Genomic DNA, 17,651 nt, shown 5'->3' with positions numbered 1-17,651 from the left:
CGACGGCGCCGCCAGGCGCCCTCGTGCTCTGTCAGGACGAATACATCCAGGCGAGAGTTTCTCTGAGCATATGAAATTCAGTGATGCCCGCTAGTTCACGAAGGCGCTGGTTGGCGCCGACGAGCCGATGCACTTCATTGTCCCGAACAAAAGCCGGATTGACCTTTACTTCGATGTGATACCCAGCGGCATCAGCCATCATTTCCAAAACGTCCTGCAGCGAGTGCGCCACTCCCGTGCACAAGTTCAGCGTACGGCCTACTGGCTTTGCTCTTACGATAGCCTTGTAGGCTCGAGCCACATCCCTGACATCACCGAAGTCCCTTGATATCCCGGCGTTCCCCAGCTCTATCACTCTCTCCCCTCGCCGAAAATGATCGACGATCTTGGGAATCAGGAACTGGGTGGACTGCCCGACTCCTGTGTAATTAAAAGGGCGAGTGACCGTTATTGGCAGCCGATCCATCCATAGCCTGGCCATGTACTCCATGGCCAGCTTGCTCACTGCGTAATCGTTCGCCGGAGCCGGTGGGGTGTCCTCGGTAATCGGATCCACCTCGGCATTGCCATACACGTTGGCGCTGCTCGCCAGCACCACGAGTTCGGGGCGTTTCTGGGCGCCAGCCAATGCCTCCAGCAGATTGCGCGTACCAACCACATTGACCCGATACATCTCATCCACGTCTCCGTGGGCCACGAAGGCGACAGCAGCCAGGTGCAGGACGACATCGGCATCTGCTTCGGCAACCGCCTGGGCGACGGCATCCCGGTCCAGCAGATTCGCCCGAATCGTGTGGCCGTCGTCGTCGCGCAAGTGATTGGCGAGGCCGATTACTTCGTACCCGGCCTGCTCGAGTTCACGGGCTACGTAGCTGCCCGTGAATCCGGTGCGCCCGGTCAGGAGCGCGCGCGGCCGCGCCATGTCAGAAGGACGCGCCACGCTCGTTCCGCACGAGGTCCGCCTCCACCATCATCCGGCAAAGCTCCTCGAGTGACGTCTTGGGTTCCCAGCCAAGCTTCGCGCGTGCTTTCGAGGCGTCTCCAATGAGCAGATCCACCTCGGCAGGGCGGTAGAAGCGGGGATTGATGCGAACCAGTTCGCGGCCGCTGCCTGCTTCGACACCGCGCTCGTGCTCATCGCGGCCACGCCACTCGATGTCGATACCGACCCCCTTGAAGGCCATCGATACGAAATCCCGCACCGTCTCTGTCCGATTTGTCGCCAATACGTAGGTGTCAGGCTCGCTCACCTGCAACATTCGCCACATGCCCTCCACGTATTCCTTCGCATAGCCCCAGTCACGCTTCGCATCGAGATTGCCCAGCTCCAGGACATCGAGTTTGCCGAGTTTGATCTTGGCGACGGCGTCCGTGATCTTCCGGGTAACGAATTCGCGACCGCGCAGCGGCGATTCGTGGTTGAACAGGATGCCGCTACTGCCGAAGATGTCGTAGGACTCGCGGTAGTTCACCGTCATCCAATGCGCATAGAGCTTGGCCACGCCATAAGGACTACGGGGGTAAAAAGGCGTGGTCTCGGTCTGCGGTACGGCCTGAACCTTGCCGAACATTTCCGACGTGGACGCCTGGTAGAACCGTATGTTGCGGTTCACGGTTCGGATGGCCTCCAGCATATGTACGGCACCGATACCGGTGATGTGGCCGGTGGTTATCGGCTGGTCGAACGAAACCCCGACAAAGCTCTGCGCAGCGAGGTTGTAGACCTCGGAAACCTCCGTATTCTCCAGCAGCCGGATGCTTGACCCGAGATCGGTCAGGTCGTACTCCACCAGCGAGAGATTCGGATGATTCTCGATACCGAGTTCCTCGATGCGCCAGAAATTCACCGAACTGGTCCGGCGGTAGGTACCGTAGACCTTGTAGCCTTTCTCCAGCAGCAGCTGCGTCAGGTAAGCGCCATCCTGGCCGGAAACGCCCGTGATCAAGGCAGTTTTCATGTCAACTCCCATTTGGTTCTTCGATGATGGTCCGTTGTCGTGGCCTCCGCAGCAGGGAGCCACCAGCTCAACCTCGAATTCTCGCCCGGCATGTGCTCGGACAGCAACGCTTTTTGGGGGGGCACTATGATCGGCGCCCTTGTGCCGGGACCACGGGCTGCACTTCGATTCCAGCGATCCACCCTTCATCGCCGTCATTCGCACGAATCCGGATCTCCAGATCCTTCACATCGATATTCAGCACGAAATCGAATCGGGTGGTGTCCGCCTCCCCGACTCGGACATCGGCCGCCGCGATGCTCCGCTCGGCATGGATCCTGGTTCCATCGGCGCTGCACACTTCCACCGTTCCCGTCAGTTTTCCTCCCCAGGCGATACTGAGGACGTAACGACCCGCTTTGTAAGGAACGCGCGGCCCCTGGAGCAGGATCCCCGCACATCCGGAGCTCATGATCCGGCCGCGCTCGAGCCGGCCAGCCTCGATGGCCAAGCGATAGTCGAAAGCTGCGTATCGCCTCAACGGCGTGGGCATCCAACGGTGCGTCCAGTGCCCTTCCTGAATCACCTCGACCAGGCGGTCCGTCGCCTTCTTCCAGGTGTTCCACGTCATACCGGCGCTCTGCGGAGCTTGCCCTTCTGCATCCAAGTCCAGCCACCTGCGCACGGCTACGGCGATTGCCTCGGCCTCGTATCCCGCAAAATAGAGCGCGTGCTCAGCGGCAATTTCACGGAACACAGGAAGGTCGCGCGCAAGCAGCGGCACGCCGTGGTGGGCGGCCTCGATCAACGGCAAGCCAAAGCCCTCGCCTTCCGAAGCCATGATCAGCGCGGAAGCACGGCGATACGCCGAAAGCAGCAACTGGTCGTCGGCGCGCTCGAACCAGAAGAAGCGCTCTCCACGCATCGGGTGGCTGGCCATGCTCGCCAGCAGGTCGTCCACCAACCACCCCCGCTTGCCGATGACCACGAGGTTGACCTCGACGCCGTCGCCCCAGAGCTCCTCGAAGGCAGCCAGCGCCTGAGCATGCCCCTTGCGTGGCTCGACGGTCCCGACCATCAAGAACGTCGGTCGCTTTCCCAGCGCCGCCAGCGCCTGATCCGGTTGCTCGCCCGCCATGGCCGAAGGAACCGTCGGTGCCAGATCGGCGCCGAGATGGAACCAGCCGATACCGAGCGGACGCAATCGTTCCGGCCGGCACTGGTGCAACCAACACTCAAGCTCATCTGCCACTGCCGCGGAAATGCAGAGCGCGCCGTCGGCCACTTCGGCGACAGCTTCGTACCAAGCTCGGAACAGGGGCAGTCCGGGAGGATCGAAGCAATCCGGCCGCAGCAGCGGAAGCAGGTCATAAACCACGAAATGCAGTTGCACACCACGATTGCGCATCCCGCGGAAAAGCTCGATGTTCTGCGGAACCAGATGGGCGCCGAGATCGAGCCCCAGGTAAACGTCTCCCGCCGAGCAGGCCACCGCCTCGTCGGGCGGCAACGGGTACCCGGGAAAGTAGCGTCGCGCGCAATATTCATACGCATAACGCAGAATGCCGTCGTCCCCCAGACGGACCGGCTCCACCCGAAAACCTGCCGGGGGCGAAGCCATCAGCTCGTCCAGCACGTGCCGGACAACACGCTGTATGCCTGTTCCGGCATCATGGACAGCGAGGTTGGAGATATCGACCAACCATTGAGGCGTGGACCGGGACGCTGGCGCATTGGCAGCAAGTGCGGAGGCGATACGCTGCCACTCCCCTTCGCCAGGGGACGCCGGGCCATGTACGGCCCGTTCCCTCTGCACCAAAGCGTCGATGGCGTGGCGGGCAGCGTCCCGCCACGCCATCGACGCCCCCCCCAGGTCGCCGCCCGGAGGCGCCGCAACCACCTGGCTGCGCCCGAGGGTCGTCAGGCTGTCGATGTTCACCAGCGGCCCCACGATGGACTCGGCGAATTCGCCATCGATCGCCGCCTTGAGCGCTGGATAACCCCCTGACGCGTAAAGCAGCGCAAGGACGATCGCACGCCCCTCCTCGCTCTGCGCGAGTGCATGGAGTGGCTTGCCGAAGGTCCTGTCGCGCACCACGATGTCTACCGCCCCCTCAGCAGCGAACCCGAGGGTTTTTGCGCAATAGACATCGTCGCCCAGTTCCAGGACAACACGGCCAAAGTCGCCCGCGGCGTACGCACGGGCGAAGCTCTCCAGCGAACCATCAGCCGCAACGCCATCACAGTCCGCGTCCGCATAGACCTCCATCGCCGCTGCCAACGGTGCGCCCGGCTGAACGCGTGGAGCCGGCAGGAATGCTGCCCTGGCCGTCAGCATGCTTTTCTGCTCAGCCGCCCCCGAAGGCGCTGCCGTCCGGTTTTCTCCCCGGCGTCTTTCCACCGCAAGCTCGAACGCATCCAGGGCGCGCCGAGCGGTCTCGCGCCAAGAAAACTCGCGGCATTGCCTTTCGGCGTGGGCCAGCAGGCGTGCGCGCATCGACTCGTCGGTCAAGGCCTGGATCATCTTGGCCGCGATGGCCTGATGCCGGTAGGGATCGAACAAAGCTTCTTCGCAACCGATGACTTCCGGGAGACTGGATGTGTTGGAGCCGATCACAACGGCACCGCTGCACATAGCCTCCAGCGCTGGCAATCCAAACCCTTCCTGCAACGACGGAAACACGTACAAAGCGCAGATGTTATAGAGCTTGACCAGGTCGTCATCGGGCACGTAACCGGCAAAAACCACCTCGTCTGCACCAAGCTCGAGCCCGCGAACCAGTTCATCCAGTTCAGCACGCTCCCGCGGCGGCGGATCGCCAACGATCACCAGTTGATGCGCGCACCTCAGTGCAGGGGGTAACAACGCAAAGGCGCGAATAAGAGCGCCGATATTCTTCCGCGAATCGAAGCCGCCGGTGTACATCACGAACGGCCGCCACAACCCGTAACGTGACATCACCCGATAGCGGAACGAATCGGTGTCGCCCTGTCGAACGAAAATCTCATCGGCGGCACCGGAGATGTTGGCCAGGCGCGCAGCCGGTATATGCAGCAATTCCCCGGCCTCGCTGCAGGAGTAGCGCGAGATGCCGAGCAGCAGATCGGCACGCCGCAAGTGCTCGATCTTCTCCGCGTACCATCGCGCGGCCTCGGCTGTGGGTAGGTATGCGCTCTTGTGAACCAGGGGGATCAGGTCGTAGAGCGTAACCGCGTTCAACCACGGACTGTCCCCGGGCACGGTACCCACGACCTCATTGGTGAACCCCTCGAACAGGCTCGAAACGTGGACCACATCGGGACGCAGCGCCTTGATCGCCTCCACTCGCAGCCGTTCGGAGGCGCCACGACGGAACGCATTGGCAGGAGTTGCTTGCGCCACTGGCCCCACAGCTTCCCACGTGCGAATCCGCGCTTGAGGCAGGAGGCCGTCGAACTGGCTCCGAATAAGCTCAGTGGCATCGCCCATCGCAGCGTTTAGCAGCAAGATGATTTCATGCCCTCGCGCATCAGCAGCCATCGCCTTGGCCAGAGCAAGCGAATAACGGCCAATGCCTCGCCGGCGGCTTCCCGGAGACTGATAGGCTTGGAGATCCAGTACGATACGCACGCCGCTATTTACCCCTCTGAGGTGCATTGCGGCTGGCTACCTCGCGAGACGCGCGGGCATCGTTTATCTCAGCGAGCATCTGCAAAGCCCTCTTGGTCAGAAACCCGGCGGTGCCGCTGGATGGCGTTGCCGTTGCCGGCTCGACCGCAGGGGGAACCCCGAACAGGAACAGCCGGGTTCTTGCCGTAAGCCAGGAGTCAGGACCGGCAGCACGCAGGCACAGTGCGCACAATCCCTCCGACCGGGCCAGAAACCGCAAAATCGGCCGCAACAATCGCGCCGGCCACCGCAATACGTGGTAAGCCAAACGCCGCCCCAGCCTTGGCAGCGCGCGCGCAGTGCGCCTGAGCAGTCGCAAGGGATAGGTAACGCGCCAGGATGTACTGGCCTGGATTTCGGCGTTCGCCAGGCGCAGCCGCCCCAGCTCCCGTTCGCGTAACTGGACTTCGGCCGTCAGGCGCTCGACCTCGCCACCCAACTGCTCGACCTGGCTGCTCAGGCGCATGGCCTCACCACTCAGCCAGACGATCTCTGCCTTTGACCGTGCGGCATCGGCGGCCGCCGCGACCTCCCTCTCCGAAACGCTTGCAAGCTCTCGCCGGTGCGCGACCAGCGCCGCCTCCCGGCGTTCGTTCTCTTCGCGCAGATGGCGGGCTTCGCCCTGTGCTGTCACAAGATCTTCTCTCAAGGTCAGCAGCTCATCCCTGACACGCGCGTCGGAAGCCCGGACAAAGTCATCGAAAACGTTCGGGGGATACGCGAACGCCGGGTCCAGATCGCTCTTTTCATCGGCTACGTAGTAGCGATTGAGGCCATCTCCGTAAACGAAGTGGTAGCCATGGCCAAGGACCACGTTCTCCCACTCCGCATGCGTAGGCTTCTGGCTCAGCGGCTCGGTAGCCTCCACCAGCACGATCCAAGGCCGGATGTGCCCGAAAGAGAATCCGCGCAATACCGCCGCCTCGCTTCCCTCGCAGTCGATCTTGAGAAAATGCACCACGCCAATTGGGTGCGCCGCGCAGATCTCGTCCAGCGTCCGGCACTCCACTTCGACCTCGCTCACCGGGAACCCGGCCTGCGCATGGCGATCGGCGAACTCGCCATGGGTCGTCGAGAGCCCGGTACCGCCCACCTCGAAAAGACGAAGCCGCCCGGTCGAATCGGATGCGGCCATCCGCAGGTTGATGTCGCGCGGACGATCGCGCTGGAGCATTTCGAACCAGTGCGTCACAGGCTCGATATTTATGCCATGCCAACCGGCCTCGTAGAAAGCCTTGGTCACGGAATGCTCGATCGGGTCCTGCGCCCCGACGTCGATGTAGAAACCGCGAGCGATGCCTCGCAGGACGCGTGCCAACATGACGTCTTCGCCGTTTTGGGCGTAGGAAACAAAGCTCATGGGTCGGCGGCCTCGGGTTGCAGCAAGATTCGCACCTTGCCCAGGATGCGCTGGAGTGAATTGCCGGATGCCATGGAGAGGAGCGCCGGCTCTTCCATATCCTCAAGCGCAGATCGGCATGGGGTGATGCAAAAGCACGCCCCCTGTCCCCGGGCGAAAGTGAGCCAGCGCCGGCAGTTCCCGCGCACAGCGGATGGAAGCACAGTTCCGGCCACTGCATCTACGGACAGGTAACCATAGAGGGCTGCATGGGCATCGATTCGCCCGCGCGTCGCCTTCACGCCGGCGGCGATCGCAAGCACGTCCGGAAAACCGTGATGCCCTTGGCGCGAGCTGTCGACACCGGCCGGATGCATTCGGCCGGCCGTTTCATCACCGTCAGGCAAGCGCACGGGCAAGTTCGTCTCGCAGGTCCTGAATGTCCTCGACACCCACGGAGATGCGGACCAGTCCGTCGCTGATACCCAGTCGCCGACGGTTGGCGGCCGGTACAGACGCGTGCGTCATGATCGCCGGATGCTCGATCAGGCTCTCTACCCCCCCCAGGGACTCGGCCAGCGCGAACAACTCGCAACGCTCAAGCATCCGACGGGCCTTCTTCAGCCCCCCTTTCACTTCCAGACTGATGATGCCCCCGAAACCGTCCATCTGGCGCCTGGCCAGTGCCTGCTGCGGGTGGCTCTTGAGGCCCGGGTAGATCACCCGCTCTATCGCGGGATGCTTTTCCAGCCACCGTGCCAGCTCCAGTGCGCTCTGGCAGTGGGCTTTCATGCGCAGGTGCAGCGTCTTTAGCCCGCGCATGGCCAGAAACGCGTCGAACGGGCCGGCCACGGCGCCGACCGAATTCTGCAGGAAAGCCATCCGCTCGGCGAGCTCCTGGCTCCCGGCAACCACGACCCCGCCAACCATATCCGAATGGCCGTTAAGGTACTTGGTCGCCGAATGCAGAACCAGATCAGCTCCGAACTCCAGCGGACGCTGCAACATCGGCGAGCAGAAGGTGTTGTCCACTACCAGGATCAGGCCGTGCTTTTTTGCGAAGGCGGCGATCTTGGCAAGGTCCACCAGTTTGAGCATCGGGTTGGTCGGTGTCTCGGCCCAGATCATCCGCGTGTTCGGCCTCAGCGCAGCCCTCAGCGCCTTGGCATCATTGAGATCGGCAAAGGTGAAATCCAGACCGGCCGAACGTCGGCGAACGCGTTCGAAAAGGCGATAGGTACCGCCATAGAGGTCATCCATTGCGATGACGTGGCTGCCTGAATCGAGCAATTCCAATACGGTAGCTGCGGCCGCCAGCCCGGAACTGAAAGCAAACCCCGCCTTGCCGCCCTCGAGGGCCGCTACGCACCGCTCGTAAGCCATGCGCGTGGGATTCTGGGTCCGCGAATATTCATAACCCTTATGCCTTCCCGGACTCTCCTGTACATAGGTCGAGGTGGCATAGATTGGCGTCATGATGGCGCCGGTAGCCGGATCGGGGGACTGACCGGCGTGGATGGCGCGCGTTCCCAATCCCAGGGAGCTCTTGGTTGTCTTTTTCATAAGTCCGAAATGGCCAGATCGAGGCATGCCCCGTTGGTGGTTCACCATGGTAACCGGCATTGGGGCGTCCGATGCATTGATGATCCGGCCCTGTTAAGGCGACCTTCTTCGGAAAGCACCGGCCTCCATGCCAAAATACGCCACCCCATGGCCACGAAACCGGGTCTCATGAGAACACTGTTGGTCACTGGCGGCGCAGGTTTCATCGGCGCCAACTTCGTGCTGGAGACGGTCGCGGACGGGTGGGTCGTCATCAACCTGGACAAGCTTACCTACGCCGGCAACCTCGATACGCTTACCCCCTTGTCCGGCCATGCGCGGCATCGCTTCGTCCATGGCGACATCGGCGACCGGGCGCTGGTGGCAAGACTGTTGGCCGAGCATCGGCCCGACGCCATCGTGAACTTTGCCGCCGAGTCCCACGTCGACCGTTCCATCGACGGCCCCGCCGCCTTCGTCGAGACCAACGTGACCGGCACGCTGGGCCTGCTCGAGTGCGCCCGGGACTACTGGCGCTCGCTGGAAGGCAATGCCCGCGATGCGTTCCGCTTCCTCCACGTGTCGACCGACGAGGTCTACGGCTCGCTGGGGCCGGAGGGCAGGTTCACCGAGACCACGCCGTACGCGCCGAACTCGCCCTACTCGGCGTCCAAGGCCGCCTCGGACCATCTGGTACGGGCGTTCCACCATACCTACGGGCTGCCCACCCTCACCACCAACTGCTCCAACAACTACGGCCCCTACCAGTTCCCGGAAAAGCTGATCCCGCTGGTGATCCAGAAGGCGCTGGCCGGTGAGTCGTTGCCGGTCTACGGCGACGGCATGAACATCCGCGACTGGCTGTTCGTGGGCGACCACTGCAGCGCCATCCGACGGGTGCTCGAGGCCGGGCGCGTGGGCGAGACCTACAACGTGGGCGGAAACGCTGAGCGCACCAACATCACCGTGGTGAAAACGATCTGCGCGCTGCTCGACGATCGCCGCCCGCTGGCCGAAGGCCGCCGGCGCGAGTCGCTGATCACTTACGTAAAGGACCGCCCCGGCCACGACCGCCGCTACGCCATCGATGCCGGCAAGCTCGAGCGCGAGCTGGGCTGGAAGCCCTCGCAGACGTTCGAGAGCGGCATCGCCGCCACTGTGGACTGGTACCTCGCCAACCAGCCGTGGGTGCAGCGTGTGCTCGACGGCAGCTACCGCATGGAGCGACTGGGATCATGAGCACGAAGCGCAAGGGCATCATTCTCGCCGGCGGCTCCGGCACGCGCCTGTATCCGATCACCCAGGCGATCAGCAAGCAGCTGTTGCCGGTGTATGACAAGCCGATGATCTACTACCCCCTGGCCACCCTGATGCTGGCCGGCATCCGCGATGTGCTGATCATCAACACGCCGCACGAGCAGGTCCTGTTCCAGCGCCTGCTTGGCGACGGCTCGCAGTGGGGAATGAACCTGCAATACGCCGTGCAGCCCTCGCCGGACGGACTGGCGCAGGCCTTCCTGATCGGCCGCGACTTCATCGGCGGCGATCCAAGCTGCCTGGTGCTGGGCGACAACATCTTCTATGGCCACGGCCTCACCGAAAGCCTGCGACGCGCCACCGCTAGGGATCATGGCGCCACGGTCTTCGGCTATTGGGTGAAGGATCCGGAGCGTTACGGCGTAGCCGAGTTCGATGAGGCCGGAAGGGTGGTCGGCCTGGAGGAAAAGCCGGCCAAGCCGAAATCCCCCTATGCGGTCACCGGGCTGTATTTCTATGACGCCCGCGTGTGCGACTACGCTGCCTCGCTCAAGCCCTCGCCACGCGGTGAGCTGGAGATCACCGACCTCAACCGCTGCTACCTTGAGGATGGGTCGCTGCATCTGGAGCAGCTGGGGCGCGGCTTCGCCTGGCTGGACACCGGTACGCACGAGTCATTGATGGAAGCGGGCAACTACATCGAAACCATCGAGAACCGCCAGGGCCTGAAGGTCTGCTGCCCCGAGGAAATCGCCCACTTCAAAGGCTGGATCGACGACGCCCAGCTTCTTCGCTTGGCAGAACCGCTGGCGAAGACGGGCTATGGCCAGTACCTGCGCAAACTGATCAAGAGCGGACAGGCCCGATGAAGGTGCTCGAAACCCGCTTGCCGGGTTTGCTGGTGGTTGAGCCTCAGGTGTTCGGCGACTCACGTGGCTATTTCTACGAGAGCTACAACGAGTCGAAGTTTCACAAGGCTGGCATCGATTGTCGCTTCGTGCAGTCGAACGTCTCGCGCTCTGCGCGCGGCGTGCTGCGCGGCCTGCATTATCAGTGGCCCAACCCGCAGGGCAAGCTGGTCAGCGTGCTCGAGGGCGAGGTGTTCGATGTGGCCGTGGACATCCGCCGTGGCTCGCCCACGTTCGGGCAGTGGGCCGGAGTCATGCTGACGGCGGACAACCACCGTCACCTCTGGATCCCGGAGGGTTTCGCCCACGGGTTCTGCGTGCTCTCGGAGTACGCAACCTTCACCTACCAGTGCACGGCGCTCTATGACGCCGGGGCCGATGCCGGGATCCGCTGGAACGACGCGGATATCGGTATCGACTGGCCGATTTCAGATCCGCAACTGTCTGTCAAAGACACTCGAGTGCCGTTGCTGAGCGACATACCTCACGACCGTCTCCCGGTGTTCGCGGCATGAAGATCCTGCTGCTGGGCGCCAACGGCCAGCTGGGCCGAAGTTTCGTCGAGGACGGGCGCCTGGCCAAGATGGGCCGGCTTGCAACCGCCAGTCGGGACGGCCGCCGCTTCGATGGCGAGGCGATCGCCGCCGTCGACCTGAGCTTGCCTGATACCCTCGTCGGCGCCCTCGAAGCGCTGCGGCCGGACGTGATCGTCAATGCTGCAGCCTATACCGCGGTCGACCGGGCGGAGCAGGAAGAATCGCTCGCCACGCGGATCAACGGCGAAGCCGTCGGCCTGCTGGGCCAATGGGCACACCAGCATGGCGCGCTGGTCGTTCACTTCTCCACCGACTACGTATTCGATGGGCTAGCCGCGGCAGCTTATCGAACCTCCGACCCGACTGGACCCCTCAGTGCCTACGGTCGCAGCAAGCTGGCCGGGGAGCGGGCGCTGGCTGCAAGCGGTGCCGATCACATGGTGTTCCGGACGGCCTGGGTCTACGCAGCGCATGGACACAATTTCCTGCGGACGATGCTTCGCCTCGGCGGCACGCGCGATGTCCTGGACGTGGTATCGGACCAGCATGGCGCACCCACCAGCACCGATGTGATCGTCGAAGGCACCTTCATCGCACTCAAGGCCTGGTCGGATGCAGATGCCGTCCGTCGAAACTCGATGCGTGGCATCCATCACCTGGTCGCCAGCGGTGTCACCACCTGGCACGGCTTTGCCGAAGCGATTTTTGCTGCGGCAGGCGAGCGTCGGATGCTCGACAGGACTCCCGAAGTAAGGGCGATCGACACGGCGCGATTCCCTACGCCGGCGCGACGGCCGGCATGGTCCGTGCTGGACAACCGCGACATGGTGGAGCACTTCGGCTACCGGCCTCCCGCCTGGCAAGACGCCCTTGGCCGGGTGATGGACCGACTGGCCGCCGCCTGAGCGTATACCCGTCGCGCCGAATGGCCTGCATTCGCCCGCACCGCGGCGGATGCCCGTGGCAGGCGACTTGCCCCATGCCCCACCAGATCCAGCGCTTCAAGCGGCCAGCGTCTGCATCCGCGCGCGCCCGGCCGGCCAGCAGGCTGGCCGGCTGAACCTGCAGCCCGCAGCGAGCCTGCCCCGTCGGTCCCGGCGACCTGCATCGGCGCGCATGGCGCGCCGCCAGCTCACCCCGCCGACGGATCGATCAGGGCACCAAGCTCGGCCGTCTTCGCCCGCATCAGCGCCTCGTCGCCGCGCGCCTCCACGTTCAGCCGGAGCAACGGCTCGGTGTTCGACGAGCGCAGGTTGAAGCGCCAGTTGCCGAACGAGGCACTGACGCCATCGACGCGCTCCAGCGCCGGCTGCTGACCGGCATAGAACGCCAGCACCCGCTCCACCGTCGCCGCCGCGTCGTCCACGCGGAAATTGATCTCGCCGCTGCAGGGGAAAGCGTGCATCCGCTCATCCAGCATGTCGGCCAGCGGCTGCCCGGTGCGGCACATCCGCTCGGCCACCAGCAGCCACGGGATCATGCCGGAGTCGCAGTAGGCGAAGTCGCGGAAGTAGTGGTGGGCGCTCATCTCGCCGCCGTACACCGCATCCTCGGCGCGCATGCGCTCCTTGATGAAGGCATGGCCGGTCTTGCTTTCCACCGGCACGCCGCCGGCCGCACGCACCATGTCGATGGTGTTCCAGGTCAGCCGCGGGTCGTGGATGATCTTCGCGCCCGGATGCTTCTCCAGCATCTGCGCGGCGAGCAGGCCGACGATGTAATAGCCCTCGATGAAGCGGCCCTGGGCATCGAACAGGAAGCAGCGGTCGAAATCGCCGTCCCAGGCGATACCGAGGTCGGCGCCCGAGTCGATCACCGCCTGCGCCGTCGCCGCGCGGTTCTCCGGCAGCAGCGGGTTGGGAATGCCGTTGGGGAATCGACCATCCGGCTCATGCTGGATGCGCACGAACTCGAACGGCAAGTGCGGTGCCAGCAAATCGATGATCGCGCCGGCCCCGCCATTGCCCGCATTGACCACGATCTTCAGCGGGCGCAGCGCGGGGCGATCCAGGTAACCCAACAGGTGCTCGATGTAGGCCGACTTGTCGTGGTCGCGCACCACCGCTCCGGCGTTGGCCGCCACCGGGCCGAAGGCGTTTGCCTCGACCGCGCGCTCGATGTCGCGCAAGCCCGTATCGCCGCTGATCGGCCGCGCACCCTCGCGCACCAGCTTCATGCCGTTGTAGTCGACCGGATTGTGGCTGGCGGTCACCATGATGCCGCCCGCCACGCCGCGGTGGGCGGTCTGGAAATAGACCTCCTCGGTGCCGCACAGGCCGATGTCGATGACGTCGCAGCCGCCTTCGTTGAGTCCCCGGGTGACGGCCGCGGCCAGCGCCGGGCTGTCCAGGCGCACGTCGTAGCCGACAATGACCGCCCCGGTGCCGACGACTTCGGCATAAGCCCGCCCGATCCGGCAGGCGATATCGGGATTGAGCTCGTCCGGCATCCGGCCGCGGATGTCGTAGGCCTTGAAGCACTTCATGTTCGATCGTTCCTTGGTATCAACAACGGAAAGTTGGCCGCGTCCTGCTCAGGCACGGCGCGCGTGGCGCACATGCCGCCAGACATAGAGCCCGGCGCCCAGCGCGATCAGCGCCACGATCACGGCGTCGAAGCGATGGAAGTACACGCCCAGGGTGTCCCAGTGCTCGCCCAGTTTCACGCCGATCCACGCCAGTCCCCAGCACCAGATCAACGAGCCGAGAAAGGTGTAGGCAGTGAATCGCCATAGCGGCATGCGCGCGACGCCGGCCGGGAACGCGATGAAGGTGCGCACCACCGGCAGCAGGCGGCCGATGAAGATCGTGATGTCGCCGTGCCGCTGGAACCAGCGGTCGGCCAGGTCCAGGTCGCGATGCGAGACCAGCAGGTACTTGCCGTAGCGCTCGACCAGGGGGCGCCCGCCCCAGGCACCGATCGCGTAGGCCAGCCAGGAGCCGATCACGCAACCCACGGCACCGGCCAGCGAGACAAGCCACAGCTTGAGCTCGCCCCGGGAAACCAGGTACCCGGAGAACGGCATGATGATCTCCGAGGGCAGCGGCACGCAGGCGCTCTCCACCGCCATCAGCAACGCGATACCGACGTACTGGAACCGCGAGATCACCGCGATGACGAAGCCGGCCAGCGCGGCGATCAGCTTCTCGATCATCCGTCGTTATTCCACCGTCACCGACTTGGCCAGATTGCGCGGCTGGTCCACGTCGGTGCCGCGCAGCACCGCCACGTGGTAGGCGAGCAACTGCAGCGGGATGGTGAACACGGCCGGGGCGATGAACTCGCCCACCGGATCGAGCCGCAGGGCCACGCCCTTGCCGGTTTCGGCGTCCATGCCGGCGTCGCCGGCGGCGAACACGATCAGCTCGCCCCCGCGGGCCTTCACTTCCTGCAGGTTGGACTTGAGCTTGTCCAGCAACGGACCGCTCGGCGCAACCGCCACCACCGGCATCTCCTCGTCGACCAGGGCCAGCGGGCCGTGCTTGAGCTCGCCGGCCGGGTAGGCCTCGGCGTGGATGTAGGAGATTTCCTTGAGCTTGAGCGAGCCCTCCAGCGCCACCGGGTACTGCGCGCCGCGACCGAGGAACAGCGCGTGCTGGCGGTGGATGAAGCGTGCTGACAGCTCCACCACCTGCGGCTCCAGCGCCAGCGCACGCTCGATCGCGCGCGGCAGCGAGATCAGCTGCTGGCAGAGGTCGGCGTAACGCGTGGCCTCCAGCCCGCGCTGCTGGGCCAGCTGCAGGGTGAGCAGCGCCAGCGCGGTGAGCTGGGTGGTGAACGCCTTGGTCGAGGCCACGCCGATCTCCGGGCCGGCCCGGGTCATCAGCTTGAGGTCGGCCTCGCGCACCACCGAGGACTCCGGCACGTTGCAGATCGCCAGCGTGCCGAGGTAGCCGCGGCGGCGCGATTCGCGCATCGCCGCCAGCGTGTCGGCGGTTTCGCCGGACTGGGAAATGGCCACGAACAGGGTGCCCGGCGGCACCACCACCTCGCGGTAGCGGTATTCGCTGGCCACCTCGACGCTCACCGGCAGGCGGGCGAACTCCTCGATCCAGTAACGCGCCACCATGCCGGCGTGGTAGCTGGTGCCGCAGGCGACGATGTGGATGCCCTGCACCTTCGCCAGCAGCTCGTCGCCGCCCACGCCGAAGATGTTCGGCAGCACGCCGTGCGGGCCGATGCGCGATTCCAGCGTATCGGCCACGGCGCGCGGCTGCTCGAAGATTTCCTTCTGCATGTAGTGGCGGTATTCGCCACGCTCCACCGCATCGGTGGACAGCTCGCTCTCGTGCACGGCGCGCTCGGCGGGCTGGCCGTCGAGCGTGAACACCTGGGCCGACTCGCGGGTGATCTCCACCACGTCGTCTTCTTCCAGGTAGATCATGCGGTTGGTCACCTGGATCAGCGCCTGGGCGTCGGAGCCTAGGAAGTGCTCGCCGATACCCACGCCGACCAGCAGCGGCGCACCGCGCCGCGCGCCGACCACGTGACCCGGCTCGTCCCGGCTGATCACCGCGATCGCATAGGCACCCTCCAGTTCACGGGCCACTGCCAGCACCGCCTCGCGCAGGCTGCCGCCCTGGCTCAGGCGCGACTCGACGAGCGCGGCGATGACCTCGGTGTCCGTCTCCGACGTGAACACGTGCCCCTTCGCCTGCAGCTCCGCACGCAGCGGCGCGTAGTTCTCGATGATGCCGTTGTGCACCAGCGCGACACGGCCGGCCATGTGCGGATGGGCGTTGGCCTCGTTCGGCACGCCATGGGTGGCCCAGCGGGTGTGCGCGATGCCGGTGCCGCCCGGCAGCGGATCGGCCAGGTACAGCGCCTCCATCTCGCGCACCTTGCCCTTCGCGCGTACGCGGCGGATCTCGCCATCGTCCAGCACGGCCAGGCCGGCCGAGTCGTAACCGCGATACTCGAGCGCCTTGAGCCCGGCGATCAGCAGGGGCGCGACATCGCGCTGGGCCACGGCTGCAACGATTCCACACATGTCGTCATTCCTTAGCTGGGATCGGGCCCGGAGCCCGGCTGCCGCATGGTGGCGGCGATGGTTTCCAACATCCTTTCGCGGGGGAGACAGCTGCCGTCAGGGCACCCGCCGGCGCAGGTAATTGAGCAGGTCGATGCGCGTGATCAGGCCCAGGAAGCGCTCGCCGTCCATCACGATCGCCACCAGACCGCGCTCGAACACCGGCAGCAGCGACTCGATCGACGAATGCACGTCGATCTTCTGCAGCGTGGTGATCATCGCGGTGGACACCGGGTCGCGGAAGCGCGACTGGTCGGCGTGCACGTGCATCAGCACATCCGATTCGTCGACGATGCCGACCAGCTGGTCGCCGTCCATCACCGGCAACTGGGAGACGTCGTAGAGCTTCATCCGCGTGTAGGCGGTCATCAGCAGCTCGTTGGGTCCGACCACCACCGTGTCGCGCTGGGCGAAGGGACGCAGCAGCAGGTCGCGCAGGTCGCCGTGCTGCTCGCGCTCGAGGAAGCCGTTGTCCAGCATCCAGTAGTCGTTGTACATCTTCGACAGGTACTTGTTGCCGGTGTCGCACACCAGCGACACCACGCGCTTGGGCGTGGTCTGCTCGCGGCAGTACTTCAGCGCCGCCGCCAGCAGGGTGCCGGACGACGACCCGCCGAGGATGCCCTCTTTCGCCAGCAGCTCGCGGCCGGCCAGGAAGCTCTCGCGGTCGGAGATCGCGTACGCCTTCTTCACCCGGGAGAAATCGCTGATCGAGGGCAGGAAGTCCTCACCGATGCCCTCGACCATCCAGCTGCCGGACTTCTCCGACAGCGTGCCCTCGTTGATGTACTGGGCGAGGATCGAACCGACCGGGTCGGCCAGCACCAGCTCGGTGTGCGGCGAGTGCTCGGCGAGAAAACGCGACAGGCCGGTCATGGTGCCCGACGAACCGCAGCCGAACACGATCGCATCGACCCGGCCATCCATCTGCTCGAGGATCTCCGGACCGGTCGTCTCGTAGTGCGCGCGGGGGTTGTCCGGGTTACCGAACTGGTTGATGAAGTAGGCGCCAGGAGTCTCGCGGGCGATCCGCTCGGCCATGTCCTGGTAGTACTCCGGATGCCCCTTGGCCACGTCCGAGCGGGTCAGCACCACCTCGGCGCCCATCGCCTTGAGGTTGAAGATCTTCTCCCGGCTCATCTTGTCCGGGACCACCAGGATCAGCCTGTAGCCCTTCTGCTGGGCGACCAGCGCCAGGCCGATGCCGGTGTTGCCGGCCGTGCCCTCGACCAGGGTGGCGCCGGAGCGGATCTTGCCGGCCTTTTCCGCCGCCTCGATCATCGAAAGGCCGATGCGATCCTTGATCGAGCCGCCCGGATTGGCGCTCTCGAGCTTCAGGAACAGCTCGCAGCTCCCCGTCTCCAGATGGTTGGCGCGCACCATGGGGGTGTGGCCGATCAGGTCGAGAACGCTGGCGTGAACCGTCATGGAAGCTCCGTGGCAAAGAACCGGGA

The 17,651-nt window shown here is 64.8% G+C and carries 14 protein-coding genes; 4 read left to right on the top strand and 10 right to left on the bottom strand.

From position 1 onward, the window contains the following. Positions 1-31 precede the first annotated feature (31 nt). The 6 genes from ATSB10_RS17690 to ATSB10_RS17670 all read right to left on the bottom strand — a co-directional run bounded on the left by ATSB10_RS17690 (position 32) and on the right by ATSB10_RS17670 (position 8,488). Positions 32-940, bottom strand: a complete 909-nt coding sequence (locus ATSB10_RS17690; RefSeq protein WP_236886453.1) for an NAD-dependent epimerase/dehydratase family protein — start codon at positions 938-940, stop codon at positions 32-34. Then, positions 924-1,958 (bottom strand): GDP-mannose 4,6-dehydratase, encoded by a 1,035-nt coding sequence (gene gmd, locus ATSB10_RS17685; RefSeq protein WP_063674033.1) that lies wholly within the window; start codon positions 1,956-1,958, stop codon positions 924-926. The genes ATSB10_RS17690 and gmd overlap by 17 nt, the downstream gene beginning before the upstream one ends. A gap of 124 nt (positions 1,959-2,082) precedes the next feature. Next, positions 2,083-5,547, bottom strand: a complete 3,465-nt coding sequence (locus tag ATSB10_RS17680) for a glycosyltransferase family 4 protein (RefSeq protein ID WP_169816731.1) — start codon at positions 5,545-5,547, stop codon at positions 2,083-2,085. A 4-nt stretch (positions 5,548-5,551) separates the two neighbouring features. Continuing rightward, positions 5,552-6,946 carry an FkbM family methyltransferase gene (locus tag ATSB10_RS17675; RefSeq protein WP_063674031.1) on the bottom strand — a complete coding sequence of 465 codons (1,395 nt, stop codon included), beginning with the start codon at positions 6,944-6,946 and terminating at the stop codon, positions 5,552-5,554. Beyond that, positions 6,943-7,338, bottom strand: coding sequence for a hypothetical protein (locus ATSB10_RS19505; RefSeq protein ID WP_157469349.1), 396 nt, complete (start codon positions 7,336-7,338; stop codon positions 6,943-6,945). Before ATSB10_RS19505 ends, ATSB10_RS17675 begins: the two co-directional genes overlap by 4 nt. Beyond that, positions 7,325-8,488, bottom strand: a complete 1,164-nt coding sequence (locus ATSB10_RS17670; RefSeq protein ID WP_063674030.1) for a cystathionine gamma-synthase — start codon at positions 8,486-8,488, stop codon at positions 7,325-7,327. The genes ATSB10_RS19505 and ATSB10_RS17670 overlap by 14 nt, the downstream gene beginning before the upstream one ends. A 168-nt stretch (positions 8,489-8,656) precedes the next feature. Here ATSB10_RS17670 and rfbB point away from each other — a divergent pair, with 168 nt between their 5' ends. The 4 genes from rfbB to rfbD are packed head-to-tail and all read left to right on the top strand — an operon-like array spanning position 8,657 to position 12,073. Then, complete coding sequence (rfbB, locus tag ATSB10_RS17665; RefSeq protein WP_063674029.1) at positions 8,657-9,706, top strand: dTDP-glucose 4,6-dehydratase; 1,050 nt, start codon at positions 8,657-8,659, stop codon at positions 9,704-9,706. Beyond that, complete coding sequence (gene rfbA, locus ATSB10_RS17660; protein ID WP_063674028.1) at positions 9,703-10,593, top strand: glucose-1-phosphate thymidylyltransferase RfbA; 891 nt, start codon at positions 9,703-9,705, stop codon at positions 10,591-10,593. Before rfbB ends, rfbA begins: the two co-directional genes overlap by 4 nt. Next, positions 10,590-11,147: a dTDP-4-dehydrorhamnose 3,5-epimerase gene (rfbC, locus tag ATSB10_RS17655; RefSeq protein ID WP_063674027.1), complete on the top strand. Its 558-nt coding sequence runs from the start codon at positions 10,590-10,592 to the stop codon at positions 11,145-11,147. Before rfbA ends, rfbC begins: the two co-directional genes overlap by 4 nt. Beyond that, positions 11,144-12,073, top strand: coding sequence for a dTDP-4-dehydrorhamnose reductase (gene rfbD / locus ATSB10_RS17650; RefSeq protein WP_063674026.1), 930 nt, complete (start codon positions 11,144-11,146; stop codon positions 12,071-12,073). Before rfbC ends, rfbD begins: the two co-directional genes overlap by 4 nt. A gap of 227 nt (positions 12,074-12,300) precedes the next feature. On the opposite strand, the gene ATSB10_RS17645 is transcribed toward rfbD, so the two are convergent. The 4 genes from ATSB10_RS17645 to ATSB10_RS17630 form a co-directional block, all read right to left on the bottom strand. Then, the gene (locus ATSB10_RS17645; RefSeq protein WP_063674025.1) at positions 12,301-13,653 is read right to left on the bottom strand and encodes a phosphohexomutase domain-containing protein; all 1,353 of its coding nucleotides are present in this window, start codon (positions 13,651-13,653) and stop codon (positions 12,301-12,303) included. Between the two features lie 48 nt (positions 13,654-13,701). Beyond that, positions 13,702-14,322, bottom strand: a complete 621-nt coding sequence (locus ATSB10_RS17640) for a DedA family protein (RefSeq protein ID WP_063674024.1) — start codon at positions 14,320-14,322, stop codon at positions 13,702-13,704. Between the two features lie 6 nt (positions 14,323-14,328). Then, positions 14,329-16,158, bottom strand: coding sequence for a glutamine--fructose-6-phosphate transaminase (isomerizing) (gene glmS, locus ATSB10_RS17635; RefSeq protein ID WP_063674023.1), 1,830 nt, complete (start codon positions 16,156-16,158; stop codon positions 14,329-14,331). Between the two features lie 96 nt (positions 16,159-16,254). Continuing rightward, a complete protein-coding gene (locus ATSB10_RS17630) occupies positions 16,255-17,625 on the bottom strand; it encodes a pyridoxal-phosphate dependent enzyme (protein WP_063674022.1) in 1,371 nt (456 codons plus the stop codon). Between the last annotated feature and the right edge of the window lie 26 nt (positions 17,626-17,651).

This window comes from Dyella thiooxydans (assembly GCF_001641285.1).
GTDB classification, from domain to species: domain Bacteria; phylum Pseudomonadota; class Gammaproteobacteria; order Xanthomonadales; family Rhodanobacteraceae; genus Dyella_A; species Dyella_A thiooxydans.
This window is presented reverse-complemented; position numbering and strand designations above follow the sequence as displayed.